Source organism: Microbacterium sp. RU1D (genome assembly GCF_900156435.1).
In the GTDB taxonomy this organism is placed as follows: Bacteria; Actinomycetota; Actinomycetes; order Actinomycetales; family Microbacteriaceae; genus Microbacterium.
Window position 1 is genome coordinate 1,527,126 of record NZ_FTPQ01000001.1, and the last position, 22,597, is coordinate 1,549,722.

Annotated in this window: 25 protein-coding genes and 1 pseudogene; 14 read left to right on the top strand and 12 right to left on the bottom strand. The window is 71.1% G+C overall.

What is annotated here, in order from left to right:
- The first annotated feature begins 7 nt into the window (after positions 1-7).
- The 7 genes from B0B15_RS06930 to B0B15_RS06960 all read left to right on the top strand — a co-directional run bounded on the left by B0B15_RS06930 (position 8) and on the right by B0B15_RS06960 (position 6,528).
- A complete protein-coding gene (locus B0B15_RS06930; RefSeq protein WP_076674480.1) occupies positions 8-2,068 on the top strand; it encodes a flagellar biosynthesis protein FlhA in 2,061 nt (686 codons plus the stop codon).
- 92 nt (positions 2,069-2,160) lie between these two features.
- Positions 2,161-2,409 (top strand): carbon storage regulator CsrA, encoded by a 249-nt coding sequence (csrA, locus tag B0B15_RS06935; protein WP_076674483.1) that lies wholly within the window; start codon positions 2,161-2,163, stop codon positions 2,407-2,409.
- A 132-nt stretch (positions 2,410-2,541) separates the two neighbouring features.
- Positions 2,542-3,024 carry a flagellar export chaperone FlgN gene (gene flgN / locus B0B15_RS06940; protein WP_076674485.1) on the top strand — a complete coding sequence of 161 codons (483 nt, stop codon included), beginning with the start codon at positions 2,542-2,544 and terminating at the stop codon, positions 3,022-3,024.
- 4 nt (positions 3,025-3,028) lie between these two features.
- Positions 3,029-4,435: a flagellar hook-associated protein FlgK gene (flgK, locus tag B0B15_RS06945; RefSeq protein ID WP_076674488.1), complete on the top strand. Its 1,407-nt coding sequence runs from the start codon at positions 3,029-3,031 to the stop codon at positions 4,433-4,435.
- 14 nt (positions 4,436-4,449) lie between these two features.
- Positions 4,450-5,337: a flagellar hook-associated protein FlgL gene (gene flgL, locus B0B15_RS06950; protein ID WP_076674490.1), complete on the top strand. Its 888-nt coding sequence runs from the start codon at positions 4,450-4,452 to the stop codon at positions 5,335-5,337.
- Positions 5,334-5,762, top strand: a complete 429-nt coding sequence (locus B0B15_RS06955; RefSeq protein WP_076674493.1) for a flagellar assembly protein FliW — start codon at positions 5,334-5,336, stop codon at positions 5,760-5,762. Before flgL ends, B0B15_RS06955 begins: the two co-directional genes overlap by 4 nt.
- Positions 5,763-6,219: 457 nt before the next feature.
- A complete protein-coding gene (locus B0B15_RS06960; protein WP_176776581.1) occupies positions 6,220-6,528 on the top strand; it encodes an HU family DNA-binding protein in 309 nt (102 codons plus the stop codon).
- Positions 6,529-6,558: 30 nt separating this feature from the next.
- Here B0B15_RS06960 and B0B15_RS06965 read toward each other — a convergent pair whose 3' ends face one another.
- On the bottom strand, positions 6,559-7,644 hold the full coding sequence (locus B0B15_RS06965) for an AAA family ATPase (protein ID WP_076674498.1): 1,086 nt from the start codon (positions 7,642-7,644) through the stop codon (positions 6,559-6,561).
- A gap of 346 nt (positions 7,645-7,990) precedes the next feature.
- Here B0B15_RS06965 and B0B15_RS06970 point away from each other — a divergent pair, with 346 nt between their 5' ends.
- The 4 genes from B0B15_RS06970 to B0B15_RS06985 all read left to right on the top strand — a co-directional run bounded on the left by B0B15_RS06970 (position 7,991) and on the right by B0B15_RS06985 (position 10,467).
- A complete protein-coding gene (locus tag B0B15_RS06970; protein WP_076674500.1) occupies positions 7,991-8,539 on the top strand; it encodes a hypothetical protein in 549 nt (182 codons plus the stop codon).
- Between the two features lie 80 nt (positions 8,540-8,619).
- Entirely contained in the window at positions 8,620-9,105 is a 486-nt protein-coding gene (locus B0B15_RS06975; protein ID WP_076674503.1) for a phosphoribosyltransferase, read from the top strand.
- Complete coding sequence (locus B0B15_RS06980; RefSeq protein WP_076674505.1) at positions 9,102-9,788, top strand: uracil-DNA glycosylase; 687 nt, start codon at positions 9,102-9,104, stop codon at positions 9,786-9,788. The genes B0B15_RS06975 and B0B15_RS06980 overlap by 4 nt, the downstream gene beginning before the upstream one ends.
- Before the next feature lie 67 nt (positions 9,789-9,855).
- Positions 9,856-10,467: a GNAT family N-acetyltransferase gene (locus B0B15_RS06985; protein WP_076674507.1), complete on the top strand. Its 612-nt coding sequence runs from the start codon at positions 9,856-9,858 to the stop codon at positions 10,465-10,467.
- A 33-nt stretch (positions 10,468-10,500) separates the two neighbouring features.
- On the opposite strand, the gene B0B15_RS06990 is transcribed toward B0B15_RS06985, so the two are convergent.
- The 8 genes and pseudogenes from B0B15_RS06990 to B0B15_RS07025 all read right to left on the bottom strand — a co-directional run bounded on the left by B0B15_RS06990 (position 10,501) and on the right by B0B15_RS07025 (position 18,185).
- Complete coding sequence (locus B0B15_RS06990) at positions 10,501-10,836, bottom strand: protealysin inhibitor emfourin (RefSeq protein ID WP_076674509.1); 336 nt, start codon at positions 10,834-10,836, stop codon at positions 10,501-10,503.
- Positions 10,823-11,881 (bottom strand): M4 family metallopeptidase, encoded by a 1,059-nt coding sequence (locus tag B0B15_RS06995; protein ID WP_076674511.1) that lies wholly within the window; start codon positions 11,879-11,881, stop codon positions 10,823-10,825. The genes B0B15_RS06990 and B0B15_RS06995 overlap by 14 nt, the downstream gene beginning before the upstream one ends.
- A 117-nt stretch (positions 11,882-11,998) precedes the next feature.
- Positions 11,999-12,790, bottom strand: a complete 792-nt coding sequence (locus tag B0B15_RS07000; protein WP_076674513.1) for an ABC transporter ATP-binding protein — start codon at positions 12,788-12,790, stop codon at positions 11,999-12,001.
- 194 nt (positions 12,791-12,984) lie between these two features.
- A pseudogene (locus tag B0B15_RS07005) lies at positions 12,985-13,758 on the bottom strand (ATP-binding cassette domain-containing protein); the annotation flags it as partial.
- Positions 13,755-14,624, bottom strand: coding sequence for an ABC transporter permease (locus B0B15_RS07010; protein ID WP_076674515.1), 870 nt, complete (start codon positions 14,622-14,624; stop codon positions 13,755-13,757). The pseudogene B0B15_RS07005 and the gene B0B15_RS07010, both read right to left, overlap by 4 nt.
- Positions 14,621-15,571, bottom strand: coding sequence for an ABC transporter permease (locus tag B0B15_RS07015; protein WP_076674517.1), 951 nt, complete (start codon positions 15,569-15,571; stop codon positions 14,621-14,623). Before B0B15_RS07015 ends, B0B15_RS07010 begins: the two co-directional genes overlap by 4 nt.
- The gene (locus B0B15_RS07020) at positions 15,568-17,079 is read right to left on the bottom strand and encodes an ABC transporter substrate-binding protein (protein ID WP_076674519.1); all 1,512 of its coding nucleotides are present in this window, start codon (positions 17,077-17,079) and stop codon (positions 15,568-15,570) included. Before B0B15_RS07020 ends, B0B15_RS07015 begins: the two co-directional genes overlap by 4 nt.
- A gap of 155 nt (positions 17,080-17,234) precedes the next feature.
- Entirely contained in the window at positions 17,235-18,185 is a 951-nt protein-coding gene (locus tag B0B15_RS07025; RefSeq protein ID WP_076674521.1) for an alpha/beta fold hydrolase, read from the bottom strand.
- 171 nt (positions 18,186-18,356) lie between these two features.
- Here B0B15_RS07025 and B0B15_RS07030 point away from each other — a divergent pair, with 171 nt between their 5' ends.
- From B0B15_RS07030 to B0B15_RS07040, 3 genes are all read left to right on the top strand, one after another.
- Complete coding sequence (locus B0B15_RS07030) at positions 18,357-18,941, top strand: carboxymuconolactone decarboxylase family protein (RefSeq protein WP_076674523.1); 585 nt, start codon at positions 18,357-18,359, stop codon at positions 18,939-18,941.
- The gene (locus B0B15_RS07035; protein ID WP_076674525.1) at positions 18,938-19,651 is read left to right on the top strand and encodes a tyrosine-protein phosphatase; all 714 of its coding nucleotides are present in this window, start codon (positions 18,938-18,940) and stop codon (positions 19,649-19,651) included. The genes B0B15_RS07030 and B0B15_RS07035 overlap by 4 nt, the downstream gene beginning before the upstream one ends.
- Before the next feature lie 69 nt (positions 19,652-19,720).
- Positions 19,721-20,185, top strand: coding sequence for an SIP domain-containing protein (locus B0B15_RS07040; protein WP_076674527.1), 465 nt, complete (start codon positions 19,721-19,723; stop codon positions 20,183-20,185).
- A gap of 255 nt (positions 20,186-20,440) precedes the next feature.
- Here B0B15_RS07040 and B0B15_RS07045 read toward each other — a convergent pair whose 3' ends face one another.
- The 3 genes from B0B15_RS07045 to B0B15_RS07055 form a co-directional block, all read right to left on the bottom strand.
- On the bottom strand, positions 20,441-20,896 hold the full coding sequence (locus B0B15_RS07045) for a Fe-S oxidoreductase (RefSeq protein WP_076674529.1): 456 nt from the start codon (positions 20,894-20,896) through the stop codon (positions 20,441-20,443).
- On the bottom strand, positions 20,893-21,705 hold the full coding sequence (locus B0B15_RS07050; protein WP_076674531.1) for an arginase family protein: 813 nt from the start codon (positions 21,703-21,705) through the stop codon (positions 20,893-20,895). The genes B0B15_RS07045 and B0B15_RS07050 overlap by 4 nt, the downstream gene beginning before the upstream one ends.
- 65 nt (positions 21,706-21,770) lie before the next feature.
- The gene (locus tag B0B15_RS07055) at positions 21,771-22,526 is read right to left on the bottom strand and encodes a PspA/IM30 family protein (protein ID WP_076674533.1); all 756 of its coding nucleotides are present in this window, start codon (positions 22,524-22,526) and stop codon (positions 21,771-21,773) included.
- Between the last annotated feature and the right edge of the window lie 71 nt (positions 22,527-22,597).

A 22,597-nucleotide genomic window follows, 5' to 3' on the forward strand; every position in this document is an offset into this window, starting at 1 on the left:
GGAGATCATGATCGGTGGAGTGCTGTCGAAGGGCGCCGTCCCCCTCGGCGTCGTGGGGATCATCCTGCTGCTGATCGTGCCGATCCCGGCGCCGCTGCTGGACGTGCTCATCGTGTCGAACATCGCATTCGCGCTGCTGATCCTGCTCACGGCGATGTTCATCAAGAAACCGCTCGACTTCTCCGTCTTCCCGAGCCTGCTGCTGGTGGCGACCCTCTTCCGTCTCGGTCTGAACGTGGCATCCACGCGGTTGATCCTCAGCGAGGCGCACGCCGGCCAGGTCATCGCGGCCTTCGGTCAGATCACCATCAGCGGATCCCTGGTCATCGGCGCGGTGATCTTCCTCATCCTGGCCGTCATACAGTTCGTCGTCGTCACGAAGGGTGCGGAGCGCGTCGCGGAGGTCGGGGCGCGCTTCACCCTGGATGCCATGCCGGGCAAGCAGATGGCGATCGACGCCGACCTGAACGCGGGCCTCATCACCGACGAGGAGGCCCGCCGTCGGCGCGCGGAGGTCGCCGCGGAGTCCGACTTCTACGGTGCGATGGACGGGGCGAGCAAGTTCGTCAAGGGCGACGCGATCGCCGGCATCGTCATCCTCGTCATCAACTTCGCCGGCGGCATCGTCATCGGCATGACCATGCACGGCATGAGCATCGACAAGGCGCTCGAGACCTACAGCCTGCTGACGATCGGCGACGGGCTCGTGACGCAGGTCCCGGCGCTTCTGATGGCCGTGTCGACGGGCATGATCGTCACGCGCGAGAACGCCGAGGCCGAGCTCGGTCGCGCCGCCGGGCGCCAGCTGCTCCAGTCGCGCAATGCGCTCATCATCACGGCCCTGGCGGCGCTGGGCATGGGGCTGATCCCGGGGATGCCGTTCCTGGCCTTCCTCGCGATCGGCGCCGTGCTGCTCTTCGCGGCGTCGCGGGTCAAGGCGAACGCGGATCGCGCCGCGGCCGACGAGGCCGACGCGCAGGCGCAGCTCGCGGTCGAGGCCGCGGCGGAGCGGCCGGACGACCTCATGGACACGATGCGCGTCCACGCGCTGGAGATCTCGCTCTCGCCCGACATCGTCGACCTGGCCGCGGGAGGACAGGGCGACCTGCTCACCCGGGTGAAGGCGCTGCGACGCAAGGTCGCCCTCGATCTCGGGGCCCTCATGCCGCCGGTCCGCACGCGCGACAAGGTCGAGCTGCCGGCGGAGACCTACGCCATCCTCGTCGCGGGCGTCGAAGCGGGACGGGGGATCGTGCCGCGCGGGCACGTCCTGGCGCTCGGGACGGGGCTGGAGGGCCTTGCGGGCACGACGGTCGTCGATCCGGTGTTCGGCCTCGAGGGCAAGTGGGTGCGCACCGAGATGTCGCACGCGGCCGACCTCGCCGGCGCAACGGTCATCGACCGCTCGAGCGTCATCATCACCCACCTCTCCGACATCGTGCACGCGCACGCGCACCGGCTGCTCTCGCTCGAGGACGTGCGCCAGCTCACCGAGCACCTGAAGCAGTCCAATCCCGCGGCCGTCGACGAGCTCACCCCGACCCTCCTTCCCCTGGCCGTGGTGCAGCGGGTGCTGGCCAGCCTCCTGGCCGAGCGGGTGTCGATCAACGACCTCGGGCGCATCTACGAGGCGCTCGCGCTCCGTGCGAAGTCCTCGACGGAGATCCCCTCCCTCGTCGAGGCCGCGCGCAGTGCCCTCGGCCCGGCGATCGCGGCGCGATTCGCCCGCGACGGTCGCCTGCGGGTCGTCATGTTCGACCCGGTGCTCGAGCAGCAGATGCTCGAGGGGCTCCGCCAGGTGGAGGGGCGCCCGCAGATCGTGTTGAGCGCCGAGGCGACGATGCAGCTTCTCGAGGGCGTCCGCCGCACCGTCGGCGAGCTCGATCCCGTGGGCGCCGAACCGATCCTGGTGTGCGCGCCGTCGCTGCGCCAGGGAGTACGTGCCCTGGTGTCGGGGCAGGTCGCGGGGATGCCGATCCTGTCGTACGACGAAGCCGCCATCGGCGGGTTCGCGACCGACGTCGTGGGCGTCGTGCGGCTCGAGCAGGTCGCAATCGGCTCCGCGTGATGCGCTGAATCCGCTCGTCATCGAGTGGAAAAGGTATATTCGTCGGCAGGACGGCGCTCCGCGCAGAAGCCAGGGAAGGCGGTCATTCCGACGTGCTCGTACTCACACGACGACCCAACGAGAGCATCATGATCGGCGACGACGTGACCGTCACCGTGCTGGGGGTGACGGCGACCGGCGTCCGCATCGGCATCGACGCTCCCCGGGACACCCGCATCCACCGCAGCGAGATCGTGGTCGCGGTCGGTTCCGAGAACCACGACGCCCTGACGGCGGCCCGATCCGACGACGCGCAGACCGCTCTGCTGACGGCGCTGCGCACGTCGACGCCGGCCGAGTAGATCACCGGTCGGCGGCTCCGACGCGGTGCGGGTCGGATGCGCCGCCGGTTACTGGCGCACGGCATCGTCGCGATAGTGGCTGTCGTGACGGGTGCACCTGTCACGACGACTCGACCCGAACGAGGAGACCCCGTGGCCGCCACCGACCTGAGCATGCAGCTGCTGCGTCAGCGCGAACTGCTCGAGCTGATGCTGTTCAAGCTCGAGGAGCTCGAGATGCTCGTGACGACCGGGCGCACGCGCTGGGTCCAGCACGCCACGACTGAGGTCGAGCGGGTCGCGAAAGCTCTCGCATCCGGGGCGATGCTGCGCGACACGATGTTCGTCGACGTCGCGACGGAGTGGGGCGCTCCGGAGGCCACCACGCTGCGCGAGCTCGTCGAGATCGCGCCGACCGACGCCTGGCGCGAGGTCATGGGCTCCCACCACGCGGTGATGACCGGCCTGGCCGAGGAGATCGCCCAGAAGAGGAACACCGTCAACCAGCATCTGCGCACGGCTCTGCGCGTGACGCAGGAGACCATCGCCGGACTGGGGGAGCCCACCGGGGAGTACGCCGCGAGCGGCTCGCTCGTCGGCGGTCGCGGATCCCGTCTCCTCGACGTGCAGGTCTGAGCGCATGTCGACCTTCGCGGGACTCCAGGTGGCCGCCTCCGGCCTCGCCGCCGCGCGCGCCGGCATGAACGTGACCGGGCAGAACATCGCCAACGAGACCACGACCGGGTACACCCGTCAGCGCATCGATCAGACGTCGGTGGCGGCTCCCGGCACCCTCACCGCGTGGGGGTCGGGCCTGAGCGTCGGTGGCGGGGTCGCGGTGACGGGGATCGCGCGGCTCGGCGACGAGGTGCTGGATGCACGCGTGCGCGACGCGCTGTCGGCATCCGGATTCTGGGCGACACGCGCCGCGGCGGCGGGCGCCGCAGAGGCCGTGCTCGCCGAGCCGACGAAAGACGGGCTGGCCGCGAACCTCAACCGTTTTTGGGCGGGATGGTCCGACCTGGCGAACACGCCCGAGCCCGCGGCGGCCCAGGTGGTCCTGACGAACGCCTCAGTGCTCGCCGCGCAGATCGCGTCGGGCTACGACACCGTGGTGGGGCAGTGGACCGACCTGCGCGCCCAGGTCGACCGGCAGATCGCCGACGTCAACGTCACCGCGGCCCAGGTCGCGACCCTGAACGGGCAGATCCGCACGGCTCTGCAGTCCGGGCGCTCCGCCAACGAGCTCATCGACCAGCGCAACGTGCTCGCCCAGCAGCTGTCCACCGTCGTCGGCGCCACCGGGCGCCTCGAAGACGACGGCACGATGACGCTCCGCCTCGACGGCAACGCGCTGGTCGCGGGCGACTCCAGCCGCGCCCTGACCGTGACGGGACCGCGCGAGATGACCGATCCGACGCGCATGACCGTCTCGTGGACCGACCGCCCCGACGTCCCGGTCGCCGTGACCGGCGGGTCGGTCGGAGGTGCGCTGAGCGTGCTCGCGCCGGCATCCGAGGGCGGCACCCTGGCCGCCGTGGCCGACGCCTACAACGCGGTGGCGACCGCGCTCGCCACCGCCGTCAACGGCATCCACCGATCCGGGCAGACCGCGACGGGCGCCGGCGGCGGGGATTTCTTCTCCCTGGATGCCACGGGCCCGGCCGCGCGCGGACTGCGGGTCGTCCCGACGGGTCTCGCTCAGCTCGCTCTCGCGGCCCCCGGAGCGGGGGCGCTGGACACCTCGATCGCCGACCGCATCTCCGTGCTCGGGACCTCCGCGACCGGTCCGTCGGCGACGTGGTCGAGCTTCGTGACCGGCTTCGGCGTCGCGGTCGGGGGAGACGTGCAGCGCGCCGACACGGCGGATCGCAGCGCCATCGCGGCGATCAGCGGGCAGCAGTCGCAGGCGTCGGTCGACGGCGACGAGGAGACGATCAACCTCCTCAAGTACCAGACCGCCTACCAGGCCGCGGCCCGCGTGCTGACCGCGGTGGACGAAGCCCTCGACCTGCTCATCAACCGCGTCGGCCTCGTCGGCCGCTGACTTCCGGAGTGGCCATGATCGGACGCATCACCAGCAGCACCGTCAATCAGCAGGCGCTGCGCACCCTGCAGGCCGGCCTCGCCGATCGGGCGCGGTTGCAGGACCAGGCGACCTCGCAACGCGCCATCCGCACCTCCAGCGACGATCCGGCGGCCGCGGCCGCGATCCTCGGGGTGCACGGCGAGCAGGCGCGGGTGTCGCAGTACGCCCGCAACATCAGCGACGGCCTCGCCTGGGTCACCACCGCCGACACGGCGCTGGGGGCGAGCATCGATCTGCTCAACCGTGCGCGCGACCTCACCGCGCAGGGCGCCAACTCCGGGGCGTTGAGCGCGTCGGCCCGGGAGTCGATCGCCGCCGAGCTCGACAGCCTGAGCACCGAGCTGTTGGCGCAGGCGAACACGACGGTGCTCGGACGCACGGTCTTCGCGGGGACGGACGACAGCGGTTCGGCCTTCGATGCGACGACGTTCGCGTTCTCCGGTGCCGGTGGCGCGGGGGTCGAGCGGCGCGTCTCCGACGGCGAGAAGGTGCGCGTGGACCTCGACGGCGCGCAGGTCTTCGGAGAGGGTGCCGACAGCGTCTTCGCGGCGCTCCGCGGAATCGCGTCGGATCTGCGCGCGGGGGCGGAGGTCGGCCCGCGACTCGCGACGATCGACGCGCACCTGAAGGACCTCGCGACGGCCCGGGGTGTCGCCGGCGCCCGCCAGGCCCAGATCGAGAGGGCGTCCGCCGCGAACACCAGCGTCAGTGTCGACCTCGAGGCGCGCCGCGCCGAGGTCGAGAACGTCGACACCCTCGAGGTCTACATCGCGCTGCAGTCCGCCGAGCTCGTCTACCAATCCGCCCTGCAGGTGACGGCCAAGAGCCTGCAGACCAACCTCCTGGAGTTCCTGCGATGACCACCGCGACGACGACCGCCACGAAGACCGCCGCCGGAACCCCCGCGGAGGTCACCGACCTCGACGTCGAGTTCGCGGCATCCCTCCCGGGGCTCGGCCCGTTCACCGCCTTCCGTCTCGTGCGCATCGAGGGGGCCGAGGGGCTGTACGCGCTGCGCTCGACGGGTGACGAGGTGCGGGTGTTCCTCGTCGACCCCTCGACGGTGGTCGCGGACTACCACCCGCGCATCACCGCCGGGATGCGTGCCGAGATCGGCGCCGATGAGGATGCCGTCCGCATGCTCGTGGTGGCCAATCCCTCGGAGGAGGGGGTGTTCGTGAACCTGCGCGCGCCCATCCTCGTCAACGAGCGCACGGGAGCCGCGACGCAGATCATCTTCGAGGACACGTCGTATCCGTTGCGCGCGCAGCTCGGTGCGGCCTGATCGCCGACTCTTCGTGAGCCCCTCGCGCCGCGGAGGGAACCCGAACGGAAACAATCCCCCGCGCGGCGCCGTCAGGCGCTAGGATCATCACGAAAACGAGCAGAAACCGACCCAGCACCGCGACCCGAACGCGGTGTGCGCCCTCCCGAAGGGGCGCGGGGCGGAGTCAGCCCGCTGGAGGCGACCTCACTCCGAGGGGGCGACGGCGGCGAGCTCGGCGTCGCGCACGCGCCGCCGGACCGACCGTCCCGTTCGCGGAGACGGCCGCGTCGGCGGGCGACGACGCGTACCGCCGGCGTCTTCACCCGAAGGATCCGAGTCCGCGTCGCAGCACGGTCCACCCGTCGTCCGTGATTGGCAACCCCGAGGCCGATCACGAGATCGACACATACGCTCGTTCACGAGCAAGAGCAATGGATGGTGAGATATGCCTGTCACGAGGTCCGAAGAGCCCAAGGTGAGCAAGCGCGAGTTCGTCCAGCGAGTATCCAAGCGCGCGGGTCTGTCCCTGCGGACGACCCAGCTCGCCTACGACGCGATCTTCGAGGAGATCCTCGAGCTGGTCAACGCGGGCAACCGCGTCACCCTGACCGGGTTCGGCAAGTTCTACGCCCAACCGCACAAGGGGCACAACGTCGTCCTGAACATCCGCGCCGACGCCCACGCGCGCGGTCAGGTCGACGATTACGCGGTGCTGAAGTTCTCCGCGACCCGCGAGGTCAACAAGAAGGTGACCGTCCCGGCCCGCTCCCGCGAGGACGGATAGCCCGGAGCCCGCGAGGGCTGCCTGTCGTGGTCATCGATCGAACGAGTAGCTGGTCTGGCCGACGAGGGTGAGCGTAATGCGCGCGGGCAGCTCGTCGGGCAGTTCCTCGTCCTCGTCCATCGCGTCGATCGTGTGGACGGGGATCGAGATGCTCCCGTCGTCCTCGAACACGACGTCCCGCGGGGCGAAGGAGAAGAACAGCGCGCGCTGCGTGCCGCGCAGTTCGATCGTGCGCTGTACGTCGCTGCGCTCGTGCAGGTTGAGCACCGACTCGTCGGCCAGGACGGTCCCGTCGAGGTACTTCGCCTCGACGCGGTAGGTGCTCGGTTCGATCGCCTTGATGTTGAGGTCCTCCACGATCTCCGAGAACTTCGCCTCGGGGTGGTTCATCTCGAAGGCGATCGCGCGCAGGTGATCGTACGTGAGGTTCACCCGGCGCGAGAACAGCGCAGCGTTCTCGACCTCCGACGCCGCGGCGTGCGGCGCCTGGTCGGCGAGGTACTCCCGCACTTCGTCCGGGCCCGGGTAGTCGAACCGCATGTGGTAGTGGAAGCGGCCCGGCCGATTGACGATGTAATGGCTGACGTCCTGCACGTCGTTGACCGTCACGCAGTAGATGCGTCGGACCGACGACATGCCGTCGAAGAGCGTGAGGAACTGGTTCTGGCGGTTCGGCTCCGCGAGGTGGCCACGACCGGATGCGAAGACCTTCTCGAACTCGTCGAAGATGACGAGGCATTCGTCGAGGGTGTCGAGGAAGTCCACGATGCCGTCGGCGTCCTCGGTCACGAGCACCACGGGGAGCCCCTGCGCGATCGCCCGTTCCGCCACCATGCGCAGGAACATCGACTTGCCCTGCCCCTTGTTGCCCGAGAGCATCACGCCCAGGTTGCGGTCGAGTCGGGCATAGGTGCGGAAGATCTTGTCGACCTTCGCCTCGCGTTGTCCGTAGACCTTCTCCGCACCGACCGCGAGATCCGCCGTGCGCACGAGGCTGAAACCCTCTTTGCTGCTGAAACGCACGCGATAGGTGCCCAGGGGAAGGCGGTCGTGAGCCTTCACGGCGGAATCGTAGACCCGGACCTGACCGCCGGTCTCGATGTAAGTGCTGCTCACGTGGTCGTGCTCCTCTAGGGGGGAAGGGGCGTTCCGAAAGGGCTGTCAATACCCTAAGAATGAGATGAGTACTTTCTAATGTAAGCCTTGGTGGGCGCGCCGCGAGACCATTCGCGGTAAAGGAATGCGGGACGGCGCGTTGCCGAGTCGGCGGAGCGCGGGGGGCGCGAATCGACTCGAAAAAGAGAGGAAACGCGGCGACGCCGGGAACGGGCCGAGTGGCGCGGCCGACGATGCGGATAATTCCGCGAGACTTCCCGGCGAGATGCGGCGTGATGAACGAAGAAGATGGATCGATTGACGAGGGGCGGCGACCGGATGACGCGCGACGACCCCTGGGGGGCCCATGCACGATGACGCCGATATCGGAGCGACGGCGCTCCACCTCACCGTCCGGGTCGACGCGCGACGGGTCGAGCCGGAGGTCTGGCACGCGGTCATCCGCTCTGGAGATGAGACGGACCCGGGCGCGCGTGTCCTGACGGCCGCGACGCTCCACCGCGTCCATTACGCCGACCCGTCGTGGGCCGAACAGCTGCGGGAGGCCGTGCCCGACCTGTCGTCGATCGGATCCGCGTTCGCGGATCGCGAGCTGATCTCGATGATCGACGAGTCGTCGCTGTTCACCGACAGCCTGTGCGTGATCTCCTCCGTCGACGTCGACGACGCCGCCGTCGGATCGCTCGTGAGTCACGCGCTCGTGCGCGGTGTCGCGCGCGTCTTCGACGGCGACACGATCGCCATCCTGCTCGCGGGGGCGTTCCCGCCTTCGGCCGGCGGGCCGGTGGTCGATCCCGCCGATCTGGCCGCCCGTCGGGCCCACTGGGCGAGCATCGGCTTCGTCGACATCCCCGGAACCGCGGCGATGCTGCTCCCCGTGGGCTCACGCCCGTAGGGGCGCCCACGCCTGCGTCGTCGGCGGGAGCGGTATCCCCTGCGCTCTAGGGTGGGGGAGACGATGAGAGGGGCCCGCGAGTGGCTGACGAACGCGAACGGTTGAGCTGGGACGACTTCGGGGTCGCGACGAGGGATATCTCCCGCGCGATCGTCGCCGACGGATTCCACCCCGAGGTGGTCGTGGCCATCGCGCGCGGAGGTCTGCTGCCCGGCGGGGCGATCGCCTACGGTCTGGGCGTGAAGAACTGCGGTGCGCTGAACGTCGAGTTCTACACCGGTGTCGGCACGGTGCTCGATGCCCCCGAGGTGCTGCCCCCGGCCCTGGACCTGTCGTATCTGACGGGACGTCGCGTGCTGCTCGTCGATGACGTCGCCGACAGCGGCCGCACCCTCGATCTGGCCATCAAGCTGCTCGATCGTCACGGAGCCGAGGCGCGCTCGGCCGTGATCTACACCAAGCCGACCACCGTGGTGCAGCCCGACTACGCCTGGAAGGACACCTCGCTCTGGATCGACTTCCCGTGGTCGCACCAGGGGTCGGTGCACGAAGAAGACGCCGCGTGACGGCGAAGTCGCTGGCCGGACTGGCGGATGCCGGGCTGATCGACGCTTCGTGGGTGCAGCCCCTCGCCCCGGTCGCCGATGACATCGCGGCGCTGGGCGAGCGCCTGCGCGCCGAGGGAGCGCCCTATCTCCCGGCCGGAGATCTCGTGCTGCGGGCCTTCCGCACTCCGCTCGAGGCGGTTCGCGTCCTCATCGTGGGGCAGGACCCCTACCCGACCCCCGGGCACCCGATCGGCCTGTCGTTCGCGGTCGACCCGCACGTGCGGCCGCTCCCGCGGAGCCTCGCCAACATCTACCGCGAACTGCACGACGACCTCGGTATCGCCCCCGCGCCGCACGGCGACCTGTCGGCCTGGTCGGCGCAGGGCGTCATGCTGCTCAACAGGGTGCTGACCGTGGCCCCGGGGCAACCGGCATCCCACCGCGGCTGGGGATGGGAGCGGGTGACCGAGCACGCCATCCGGGTGCTCGTCGCGCGCGATCGGCCGCTGGTCGCCGTGCTCTGGGGAAGGGATGCCATGAACCTGGCGCCCCTGCTCGGCTCGACGGCGACCGTGTCGTCGCCGCACCCCTCGCCGTTGTCGGCGAGCCGCGGCTTCTTCGGCTCGCGTCCGTTCTCGCAGGTCAACGCCCTGCTGGAGCAGCAGGGGGCGAATGCCGTGGACTGGCGGATCCCGGCCTGAGGACGGCGCGCCGTCGGCGCGGACGGCGGACACACGCCGGAAACCGACGCGCCCGTAGAGTGGCGGGGTGCTGGAAGAGGAGTACGAGAAGAGCCGTCGGCGGCTGCCCGCTCATCTGCGGCGCGCGCCCGAACCCGAGCGGCCGTTCTCGTTCGAGATCCGCCCGGCCACGGAGGCCGACATCCCCGACATCCGCGAGATATACAACTACTACGTGCGCAATTCCGTGGTGACCTTCGACGAGAAGGCCTGGTCGATCGCCAAGTGGCGCGACAAGTTCGCCACCCTGCACAAGCTCGGTCTCCCCTTCCTCGTCGCCCAGTCGCCCAGCGGCCAGATCCTCGGCTACGCGCTCGTTCAGCCCTGGCAGTCGAAGTCGGCCTACCGGTATACGGTCGAGAACTCGATCTACCTGGGGCAGGCGGCGGCGGGCAAGGGTCTCGGCCGGGCGCTGCTGGAGGCGCTCATCGGCGCGTGTCAGGACCTCGGCATCCGCGAGATGGTCGCCGCCATCAGCGACAAGGGCGCCGACGCCTCGATCGCCCTGCACGAGAAGCTCGGGTTCACCGAGGTGGGCCGGATGGGACGCGTGGGCTTCAAGTTCGGGCGCTGGCTCGGCGTGGTCTACCTGCAGAAGAGCATCCCGTCGAAGAAGAAGCGGCGGAAACTGTTCGGCTGAACGGTGCCGCGAACCGGTCGCGGCGCTGCGCGGTCAGCGCGCCGACGGCTGCTCCGCTGCGACGCGACGCACTTCGTCGACGAGCGCGCGCCACGGCCCGTCGATCTGGCCGTCGCCGAGGCGGGCGCGATGCACGGCGGTGTCGCCCCGGTGCACCTCGATCCGCCATTGATATCTGTCGGCTCCTGTCGGGGGCGCCGGTGCGGCGTCCCACGGGCAGCTTTCGACGAGCTCCCGCCAGTGCGGTTCGCGTTCGGGCGCGGCTTCGGCGCGCCACTGCTTCGACAGGCCCGCGATACCGCCAGAGCGCACCACGACGACGATGAGACGCCCGTCGTCATCGACGGTGTCGGTGTCAGGCTGCGGCATCCTTCACGACGCCGACGCCGGCCCATGCGGCGCGGACGGCGGCGACCTCCTCGGAATCCTCACCGTACTCCGTGGCGGCGGTACGCAGAGTCGCCGACGCGAAGGCGAGGAAGTCGGCCGTCGGTGAGAGCAGACCGCCGGTGAGGGTGCGGTACCAGATGAGGCCCGCGCGTTCCCACGCGAAACCGCCCAGCGCGGTCGCCGCGAGGAAGAAGGCCCGGTTGGGGATGCCGGAGTTGATGTGCACGCCGCCGTTGTCGTCTTCCGTCTCGACGTAGTCGCGCATGTGCCCGGGCTGCGGGTCTTTCCCGAGCACGTCGTCGTCGTAGGCGGTGCCCGGTGCCTTCATCGACCGCAAAGCGTCGCCCTGGACGGCGGCGGCGAAGATGCCCTCGCCGATCAGCCATGAGGCTTCGTCTGCCCGCTGGCCGAGGTGATGCTGTTCCGCGAGAGCGCCGAACACGTCGGACAGCGACTCGTTGAGGGCTCCCGACTGCCCCTGGTACTCGAGCCCGCCCGCGGCCTCGGTGACGCCGTGCCCGAGTTCATGGGCGATGACGCTGAGCGAACGCGTGAAACCGACGAACACGTCGCCGTCGCCGTCGCCGAACACCATCCGTTCGCCGTTCCAGAACGCGTTGTCGTAGTCGTCGCCGTAGTGCACCGTGGCCAGGAGCGACCCGCCCGACGCGTCGATGCCGTCGCGGGCGAAGGCGTCCCAGAAGAAGTCGTAGGTCTCGCCCAGTCCGTCGTAGGCCTCGTCGACGGCGCTGTCGCCCGTGGGGGCGTCGTCTTCGCTGCGCACGCGACGCCCCGGCAGATTCTCGGTGTTGGCGGCGTCGGAGACGATGCGATCGGGGGCCGGTCCGGTTTCGGCGATCAGGGCGTCGCCTTCGATCGAGAGGCGCAGGCGCGTGCGCGTGGGCCGCGGTGGGCGCGGCAGGGCCAGGGTCTTCCGCGCCGCGGCGGCCGCCCGCGCGAGGCGGGGGTCGTCGGTCTGCGCGAGACGGTCGAGCAGGAACGGGGGGACGATACCGGGGGTCATGGGGCGAGGCTAACGCCGACCTCCGACATCGCGGCATCCCTTGTGGGCGACCTGGGGGCGGATTCCCACTCGAGACGGGCAGGGGAGGAGCCTCGGACGGGAGTCCGGGGCGGGGCCTCAGGCGGGCAGCGTCGGGATCGACGCGAGCAATCGTCGGGTATAGGCCGCCTGCGGCTGCAGCAGCACCTTCTCGGTGGGCCCCTGCTCGACGATGCGGCCGTCCTTCATCACGATCACCTGGTCGCAGACGCTCTGCACCACGCCGATGTCGTGCGAGACGAGCACGAGCGTGAGCTGCTCCTCGGCGCGCAGGCGCGCGATCAGGCGCAGGATCTGCGCGCGTACGGTGACGTCGAGGGCCGAGAGCGGCTCGTCGCCCACGAGGATGCGCGGGCGATGCACGATCGCGCGCGCGAGGGCGATGCGCTGTCGCTGACCCCCCGAGAACTCGTGGGGGAAGCGCGTCGCCATCTCGGCGTCGAGCCCGACCTGCTCGAGCACCTCGCGCACGCGCGCACGACGGTCGCCGTCGATCCCGAGCGCCCACAGCGGTTCGCCGACGATGCGCTCCACGCTCATGCGCGGGTCGAGGGAGGCGTACGGGTCCTGGAAGACGATGCCCGTCGCCCGTCGCAGCCAGTGCAGCGATCGCGCGGAACCGCGGGCGTCGACGGCGCGGCCCTCCACCTCGACGCTCCCGGCGCTGGGCACGTCGAGGCCGAGGAGCAGGCGGACGAGCGTCGACTTGCCCGAGCCCGACTCGCCGATGATCCCCACCGCGGATCCGGCCGTGACCGACAGGTCGACGTCGACGAGTCCGGCGGTGCGCTCGGCGCGGCCGAAGCCCCGGGTGCGCGGCGTGAGGTAGTCGCGGGAGAGCCCCCGCGCGCGGATCAGCGTCTCGCTCACGGCGCCCCCACCGTCCCCAAGCCGGAGCCGGAGCCGGAGCCGGAATCGGTGCCGGGGCCGGGACCGGAGCTGGAGCCGCGGCCAAAGCCGGAGCCGCGGCCGGGGCCGGTTCCGGAGTCGGTGCCGTCCGCCGGCGCGGCCGGGGTCTCCGCATCCGGGACCGGCGACGCCGGCGTGCGCGGCACGGATCGTTCCGGATGCCAGAGCGTCGCCGTCGCGTCGCGCAGCAAAGCCTGCGTGACCGGCGACGACGGCGCGCGCAGCAGCTCGTCGACGGCACCCTGCTCGACCACGCGCCCGTGCTCGAGCACGACGGCGTGGGTGGCGACCTGGGCCAGCACCGCGAGATCGTGCGTGATGAACACGAGCGACATGCCGGCATCCTGCACCAGCGTTCGCAGCAGCGACAGGATGCCGGCCTGGATCGTCACGTCAAGGGCGGTCGTCGGCTCGTCGGCGATGAGCAGGCGCGGCCGGCAGGCGAGCGCCATCGCGATCGCGACGCGCTGGCGCTGGCCGCCCGAGAGCTGGTGCGGGTAGCGGGCGACGATCCGGTCCGGATCGGGCAGGGCGACCCGTTCGGCCTCGGCGACCGCCCGACGGAGGGCCTCCCGGCGCGAGACGCCCTCGTGGATGCGCACCGACTCGCCGATCTGACGACCGACCGTGCGGATCGGGTTCAGCGCGGTGCGGGGCTCCTGGAACACGATGCCGATGTCGTCGCCGCGCAGCGCTGCGAGCTGGGCGTCGGGGAGGTTCAGGATCTCGCGGTCGTTCCACCGCACGCTGCCGGTGGCACGGGCGCCGTCGGGAAGCAGCCCCAGGATCGCGAGGGCCGTCAGCGATTTGCCGGAACCGGATTCGCCGATGAGGCCGACGCGGGCGCCGTCGGGCACGTCGAACGTCACGCCGTCCACGACGGGACGGCCACCGATCTCGATGCGCAGGTCGTGCACCGCGAGGCTCACGCGACCACTCCCGGTACCGGCGTGCGCGCGGAGGGGGCGCGCTCGGCGAGGGTCGGGTCGGCGGCTTCGCGCAGCGCGTCGCCGAGCAAATTGAGTCCAAGCACGGTGAGGGTGATCGCCAATCCCGGCCATACGACCGTCAGGGGGTGCACGGCGATGTATGCCTGCAGGTCGCTGAGCAGCACGCCCCAGGAGGGCTGCGTGACCGGAGCGCCGAAACCGAGGTACGACAGGCCCGCCTCCGCGAGCACGGCGACCGCCATGCCCCACGACAGCTGCACGATGAACACCGGCGCCACGTTCGGCAGCAGATGCCGGGTGAGGTTCTGCCACGTCGACAGGCCGCCGGCCCGCCCCGCGAGCACGAAGTCGCTGTGCAGCACACGCCGCAGTTCGGGGCGCGTCACGCGGGCGACGTTGACGCCGAACCCGATGCCCACCGACCAGATCACCACCGCGAGCGACCCGCCCCACACCGCGGAGATCATCATCGCGATGATCAGCACCGGGAACGCCACGAGGATGTCGACCAGCACCGCGACGCTCTCGCGGATCCATCGAGTGGTGAGCGCCCCGAGCGCGGCGAGCGCGATGCCGAGGACGGATGCCACGATCCCCGCGCCGATCGCCACGACGACCGTCGTGCGCGCCCCGGCCATCAGGAGGCTGGCGATGTCGCGTCCGCTGTTGTCGGTGCCGAGGACGTGCGACCACGAGGGGTCCGCCCACCGGTTCCGCACGTCGACGGCCCCCGGGTCGAACGGCGTCCACACGAGGGAGACGAGGGCGGTCAGCACGACAAGGCCCACGACCAGGATGCCGAAACGGCCGGTGCCGATGGCGAGGAGACGTCTCAGGGTGCTCACGCGACCTCCCGCTGTCGGGGGTCGATCAGGCGGTGCACGAGATCGACCACGAAGCCGATGATCAGCACCACCCCGGTCAGGGCGAGCAGTTCGCCCTGCACCTTCGGCAGGTCGCGCGCCGCGACGTCGGAGACGAGCATGCGGCCCACCCCGGGCAGGGTGAACAGCTGCTCGATGACCACGGCTCCCACGATGATGCCCGCGATCTGCAGGCCCAGCACCGTGATGACCGACAGTCCGACGTTCGGCAGGCCATGACTGAGCAGCGCGCGCGTGCGGGTGAGCCCCTTCGCGGCGGCCGTGCGCACGTAGTCCTGACCGAGGGCCTGGAGAGTGGCGCTCCGCACGAAGCGCAGCAGCATCGCCCCCTCGACGACGCCGATGGTGAGTGCGGGCAGGACGAGGGCGCGTACCGCGGCTGCCGGATCGTTCCACCCGGCGCGTGGGAAGCCCTGCGGCGGCAGCCACCCGAGCCACACCGCGAAAACGACGACGAGCATCATGCCGGCCCAGACGACCGGGACCGCGGCGAGCGCCTGGGCGCCCACGCTGAGCGCCGTCCCCCCGGCACGCCGACGGCCGAGCGCCGACAGGACCCCGAACGGGATGCCGACGACCAGCGCCACCGTGAGTGACATCGCCGCGAGCGGTACGGTCACCTGCGCCTTGTCGAGCAGCTCGGAAGCCACCGACGTCCCCGTCAGCAGAGAGATGCCGAGGTCGCCGCGGAACAGGCCGCCGATCCAGTCGGCGTACTGCTGCCAGAGCGGCGCGTTCAGGCCGAGGCTCTCCCGGAGGGCGGCGACCTGCTCCGGGCTCGCCTGCGTCCCCCCGACCAACTGCGCGACATCGCCTGGGAGCACCCGGAGCGAGAGGAAGATCAGCACGCTGGCCACGGCCAGGCCCAGCACGAGCAGGCCCAGCCGTGTCAGCGTGTAGCGGATCACTCCGCCGCGACCGTCACGCCCGCGAGCGGCAGACGCACGTTGAGCGAGTTCTTCGGGAAGCCCGCGACGTCGTTCGCGATCGCGGTGCGCGGGGTCGAGAGGAACAGCCAGTCGGCGGCATCCTCGTCGTCCACGATGCGGGCGGCCTCGGCGAGCAGGTCGGAGGACTGCTGCTCGTCGGTGGTCGCGAGCGCCTGGGCGTACAGGCTCTGCACCTCGGGGTTGTCGTAGCCGAAGTAATACGAGGGGTTGGCCCAGTTGCCGAAGTCGCGCGCCTCGACGTGGCGCACGAAGCTCAGGTCGTAGTCGTGATTGGTGTAGACGTCGGTCAGCCAGGTGGAGAAGTCCACCTGGTCGACCTTCAGCGTCACGCCCACGTCGGCGAACGACGACACGAGGAACGTCGCGAGCGTGCCGGGGTAGACGTTGGGGATGGTCAACGTCAGGTCGAGGTTCTCGGCGCCGGCCTCGGCGAGCAGTTCGCGCGCGCGGTCGGGGTTGTACGAGATGCTGCCGGTGAGGTCTTCGTATCCCGGGTCGAGCGGGGGGATCGGACCGTTCAGCGGCTGCGCGGTGATGAGGGTCTCGGCGAGGGCGCTGTGGTCGATCGCGAGCCGCAGCGCTTCGCGCACGCGCTGGTCGCTCAGCGGTGCCTTCGCGTTGTTGAAGGCGAGGGTGCCCTTATCGGTGGTCAGGCCCGATTCGATCGTGAAGTCCCCGGTGCCCTCGATCTGGCTCTGCAGCTCGGGGTCGATCTCCAAGGCCACGTCGATGTCTCCGCTGACGGCGGCGTTCGTGGCGGCGCTCTGGTCGGGGATGTAGTCGAGGACCACCTCGGCGACACCGGCCTTCTCGCCCCAGTACTCGTCGTACCGGGCGAGCGTCAGGCTCTGGCCGGTGTTCCAGCTCTCCACGCGGAACGGACCCGTGCCGTTGGCCGACGTCTGGAAGTTCGTCGTGTCGCCGTTCTTGAAGACGAGCCCGGCGCGACCGGTGAGGGCGAACAGGAAGTCGATGTTCGGCTGCGCGAGCGTGACGACGACGGTCGTCGCATCCGGGGAGGCGATGGAGGCGACGCCGGCGAGGTCGGCGCTGTTCTGGATGGTCGCGTCGTCCTTGGCGGTCTGCAGCGAGGTCACGACGTCGTCGGCGGTGAGCGCGCTGCCGTCGTGGAAGGTCACGCCCTCGCGCAGGGTGAAGGTGTAGGTGAGCCCGTCGGGCGAGACCTCCCACGCCGTGGCGAGGGCGGGCACGATCGCGTTGTCCTGGTCGCCGTCGCGGGTGACGAGGCCCTGATAGACGTTGTCGATGAGCGCCTGCTCCAACGAAGCGCCGCTGGTGTGGCGGATGTCGAGATTCGACGGCTCGAGAGACAGGCGCACGGTGAGGGTGGCGTTCGGGTCGGGGTCGCCCGTGGGTCCGGGCGAGGCGGTGGGCCCGGTGCACGAAGTGAGCATGAGGGCTCCGATCAGGAGCGTGCTCGTGGCGAGGGCGGTGCGGCGCAGCATTGCGGGGTGTCCTTTCGCAGGCCGAGGGCATCCGAGTGCTGTGGATGCCGTGCAGGAGTGCCAACAGCCTACTTTCACCCGCATTCCCTCACCGCCGCGTGTGACGGTGCGCGACGTCGTATGACATCGCGTGCCGGCGCGTCGGTAGGAATGCCTCAGAGTGCGGTGTCGGTGACCACCTCGCGGACGAGGGCGGCGAGGGCGGCGGGGTCCTCCTCCTGCGCATTGTGGCCGGTCGAGAGGGTGCGGACGTCTGCTCCAAGCACCCGACGGCGCAGTTCGTCGGCATCCGCCGCCGTGACGAAACCGCGCTCGCCGCGGACGAGGGTCACCGGTGCCTCGACCTGTGCCAGGTCGTCCCAGCCCGTGCTCGCGAGCACCGCGCGGACGGCATCCGGAGGGGTGGGGTCGGCGGCTGGGTGCGCGGCCGTGTCGTCCTGGGCCGCGTTCGCGGCGGCGGCGGCGAGGTGCGCGAAGTGGTGCTTCCACTCGACGCGTCCGTCCTCGCGCACGCGCGAGTTGAGGAAGACGCCGCGCGCGGCGGCCTCGGGGGAGCCCCCGAGCCCGAACGACAGGGCCCGCTCCACCAACTCGTCGCGCGTCGCCCAGTCGGTCGGCCCCGCGAAGAACGCGCGGATCTGGGCCGGCCCGGCACTCGGGTCGACGCCGGGCGTGATGTCGACCACGACCAGTCGTGACACCAGGTCGGGACGGGATGCCGCGACGGCCGCCGCCGTGAGACCGCCGAGCGAGTGGCCGACCAGCACCTGCGGGCCCGCGGCCCACGTCTGGAGGGCGCTCACCACGTCGGGGGCGAGGACGCGCGCGACGTAGGCGGCGTCGTCGCGCCAGGACGAGTCGCCGTGACCCGGCAGATCGAGCGCGAGCGCCGGGAGCCCGAGGTGCAGCAGGGTCGTGTCCCACGTGTGCGCGTTGAGCCCCGCGCCGTGCAACAGCGTCACCGCCGGGGGAGCGTCGCCCCACCGCAGCCCGCTGAGTCGGCGGCCGTCCGCGAGCGAGAGATCGACGCGCGAGACGGTCGGGACGGGGGCGCCGAGGGCGGCGGCCTGGGCGGGGAGGAAGGAGAACTCGTCGAGCTCGGGCATGGCATCCAGCCTGTCATCCGGCGTCCGGATATCGCCACCGCGTCGCCGCGCGGCGTCACCACGCACCGTGTTCTTCGTCGGTGCCCTCGAGGCGATCGCCCGCGGAACGGATGCCGAGGCGTCGTCGAGCGTTCCCGCGCCGCTCCTCCGGCGCGGTCCTAGGCTGTCGCCATGGGCGAGGAACGGCGTGTGCACCTGTCGAGGTCGGCTCCCGAGGCGTACGCGGCGCTGCGCGCCTTCTCCACGACGGTGGGCCGGCTGGCCACCGACGCGGGGATCGACGCGCGGTTGCGCGAGATCGTCCAGATCCACGCGTCGCAACTGAACGGCTGCGCCTACTGCGTGCGCGTGCACGTCGACGGCGCGGTAAAGGCGGGCCTGGATGCCGACGTGATCGCCCAGATCGCGACCTGGCGCGAATCCGGGGTGTTCGACGAGCGCGAGCGCGCGGCGCTCGAGCTGACGGAATCGTTCACGTTCATCCACGAGGAAGGCATCCCCGACGAGGTGTACGACCAGGCGGGCGGCATCCTGAGCGAGGCCGAGTACGTCGCGCTCAGCTGGGTGCTCGTGGCCATCAACGCCTTCAACCGCGTCGCCATCGCGGGTCGCTACCCGGTTCCGCCGCGCGGCACGGCGCCGGCCGTCATCGCGACGGATGCGGCCCCTGCCGCGGCCGTCATCGCGACGGATGCGGCCCCTGCAGCGACGACGGCCCCTCGCACCCCGCACGTGCACGCGGACGGCACCGCGTGAGCGGGTCGCTGGTGTCGGGCGCGGTCAACTTCCGCGACGTCGGGGGCCTCCCCGCGGGCGGGAGCCGTACCCGGGAGGGCGTGCTGTTCCGCTCGGGCAATCTCGTCGCGGTCGACGACGACGGCATCGACACGCTCCGCTCGATGGGCCTCCGCCGGGTCGTCGACCTTCGCGACGAGAGCGAGCTCGCGCACGACCCCAGCCGGCTCGACGACCTGCCGGTGCAGGTGCAGCACGAGCCCCTCTTCCTCGGGTCGGTGGCGTCGTTCTTCGCGCGCGACCTGAGCCTGGAGCAGCTCTACGCCGAGATCGCCGACGCCTCCGCCGAGCGCGTCGTCTCGGCCATCCGCGGCATCCTGGTGGATCAGCCCGTGCTCGTGCACTGCACCATCGGCAAGGACCGCACCGGGGTGACGGTGGGTATCGCGCTCGCCGCGGCGGGGGTCGACCCCGAGGCGGTCGTCGCGGACTACGCGCGGACCGAGGCTCTTCTCCCCGCCGGCCGCAACGCGCGCGTGCTCGCCGCCATCCGCGCGCTGCACCCCGAGAACGTCCACGCCGAGGATCTGGCGACCCGCTCGCCCGCGCGGGCCATGCGCGCCCTGCTGACGCACCTCGACGACACCTACGGGTCCGCGGCCGGATATCTGTGCGCCCACGGCATGACGGATGCCGAGATCGAGCACCTGCGCGAGGTGCTGGTGGAGTGATCCACGCGTGGACCACCAGCACGAACACAGGTTAGGCAACCCTACGTCGGGGGTATACTCGACCTCATCATGCCCACCTCCTCCGAGCACAACGACGCCGCCTGCCGCGCGTCGCGGCACACCCGCGTGCAGCACCTCGTGACCGCCGACGAGACCTCTCTCGCCGAGCTCGAGACGCTGCTCGCGACGCTGCCCATCTGCTCGACCGGGCGCGTGTTCATCGAGGTCCCCGACGCCTCGTGGATCGGCCGCGTCGCCGCGCCCGCGCGCATGACCATCGCGTGGCTCGACCGTTCGCGCCGCGGCGGCGCCCCCGGCACGGGTCGCGCCTGCGCCCCGGGCCAGGCTCTCGCGCGCGCCGTCTCGGGGTGGGCGGGCGAGATGCTCTGCTGCGACGACGACGCGACCCGCGTCATCCTGCTCGGGGGCTACCTCGGCACCGCCGAGATCGTCGACGACCTCGTCTCGCGTCACGGTGTCGAGCCGCTCGCGATCCACACCCCCGAGCGTTTCGGCCTCGCGACCGCCCGCTGACGCCCCGCCCGCGCCCGCGCCCCCGCATCCTCGACGTCGAGTGTCCGGAACACGCCACGGGCGGGTTCGCCCCGGCGGCGTGTCCTGGACACTCGATGGGGACTCGCCGTGCCGGGGACCGTCGCGGGTTGCGGCGCCGCGCGTACCCACGGGGTCGAGTGTCCGGGAAACGCCGAGTGCCGGACGCCCGAGCGGCATGTCTTGGACACTCGACGTGAGCGAGGCGGGGTCGCGCGGGAGAGAGGGGCGCGCGCGTCAGGTGCCGCGGGGCACGTAATTGCCTTCGATGAGCCCCGCCTCGACCTCGAAGCGGTTGCGCAGCGGATCGCGGCCCGCGAGCGCGTACAGCAGCGGCATGAGGAAGCCGTAGCGGCGCCACTGGCGGCGATGAACGGCCTCGTGCCCGAGGACCACGTCGGTGGGTCGGTCGTCGCCGGTCAGGAAGCATCCGCCGACGCACACGCCGCCGCGGGGGAAGGCCCAGGCCGGGAGGCCGCGGAACACCCAGAGACCCTGGCGCTTCTCGACGCGCCCGGTGCTCCAGATCGACCCCCAGACCCAACCCACGGTGCACCCGTACCAGTAGCCGACGCGACTGATCGGGGAGTCGAGCAGAAAGCCGGGGATGAACCGATCGAGACGGCGGCCGCGGGCGACCGCACGGTCGGCGCGCTCGCGCCAGTCGGACGGCGGGCGGGGGATCGGGCTCACGCGAGCGCCCCGATCAGGCGGAGGATGGTGCCGAGGTCGTCGACGGCCGCCGCGGGGGACGCGGGGGAGAACTCGGTCAGTGTGGCGCCCGCCAGCGGAAGACGCTCGCGGAGGCGGCGGATGGATGCCACGACATCGGACGTCCGCGCACCGAAGGGCTCGGCGAGCGCGACGCCCGTCATCTCCGAGGGGTCGAGCACGTCCAGGTCGACGTGCACGTAGACCCGCGCAGCGCCGGTCGCGAGGACGGCGTCGGCGAGGACGTCGGGATCGGCCAGGTCGGCTGGAGCGACGACGCGGACGTTGTGCTCGGTGATGAACCGCTGCTCCTCGGCATCCAGGGCGCGGGTGCCCGCGAGGATGAGGCGGGAGGGGGCGAGTCCGGGCTCCAGGCGGTGGACGGCCTCGCCCTCGCCCGCGATGGCGCGCAGCACCATGCCGTGGAAGGCTCCGCTGGGGGAGGAGTCGGGGGTGTGGAGATCGGCGTGCGCGTCGATCCACACCACGGCGAGATCGTCTGCCGCGACGGCCGACACGGCGCCCAGCGCGACGCCGCAGTCGCCCCCGATCACGATCGCGGGGTCGTCGGCGCTGCGCACGGCCTCCTCGATGCGTTCGCGCATGCGTACGAGCGCGCTGAGACGGTGGACCCGCGTGCCCTGCGCGTCGCCGGCCTCGGTCGGTGCGGCCAGCACCGTGGTCGAGGTGCGGGGGAGATCGCCGGCGATGGCCTCGGCCCCGTCGATCAGCTGCATCGCGCGCGACGACGACGAGCCCTGCCACTGCGGGGCGACGATGAATCGGGCCATGGGGTGTCCTCGCCGGGAGACGGGAGCGCGCCGCCCGGTGGACGGACGGCGCGCTCAGGAGTCGATCAGAGCTGGTCGGGGCTGGGGGCGTCGATCGCCGCGCGCTGCGGGCCGCCGACCTTGAGGGCGGCAAGACGGGCCTCGACCTCGGTGAGCTCGCCCACGTCTTCGAGCGCGTTGAACTGCGCGTCGATGCTCGACGCGGCGAGCTCCTGCTTGCCGGCGGCGAGGGCCTCTTCGCGACGGATCTTGTCCTCGAAGCGGCCGAGTTCGCTGGTCGGGTCGAGCACGTCGATCGACTTGACCGCGTCGTGCACCTTGTTCTGCGCCTCGGCGACCTTGGCGCGCGCGGTGAGCTCGTTGCGCTTCGCCTTCAGCTGGTCGAGCTTGGTCTTCATGCCGTTGAGGCCGTCTTTGAGCTTGTCGACGACCTCGGTCTGCGCGGCGATGGTGGGAGCGGCGGCCTTGGCCTCGCCCTCGGCGGTGATCTGACGCTGCAGGGCGATCTTGGCGAGGTTGTCGAACTTGTCGGCCTCGCCGACGTTGCCCGCGGCGCGGAGCTCGTCGCCCTTGCGGCTCGCGGCGAGGGCCTTGTTGCCCCACTCGGCCGCGGCCTGGACGTCTTCCTGGTGGTCGCGCTCGAGCAGACGCAGGTTGCCGATGGTCTCGGCGATGGCCGACTCGGCGTCGGCGATCGAGTTCGAGTAGTCGCGCACGAGCTGGTCGATCATCTTCTGCGGGTCCTCGGCCTGATCGAGGAGCGCGTTGATGTTCGCGCGGACGAGGGTCGAGATGCGACCGAAGATGGACTGCTTGGCCATGCGGGGTGTTCCTTCCTGAGGGCGACGATGTCGAGTCTGGTGTCGAATGCTACGAATTCTCTGTGATCGGC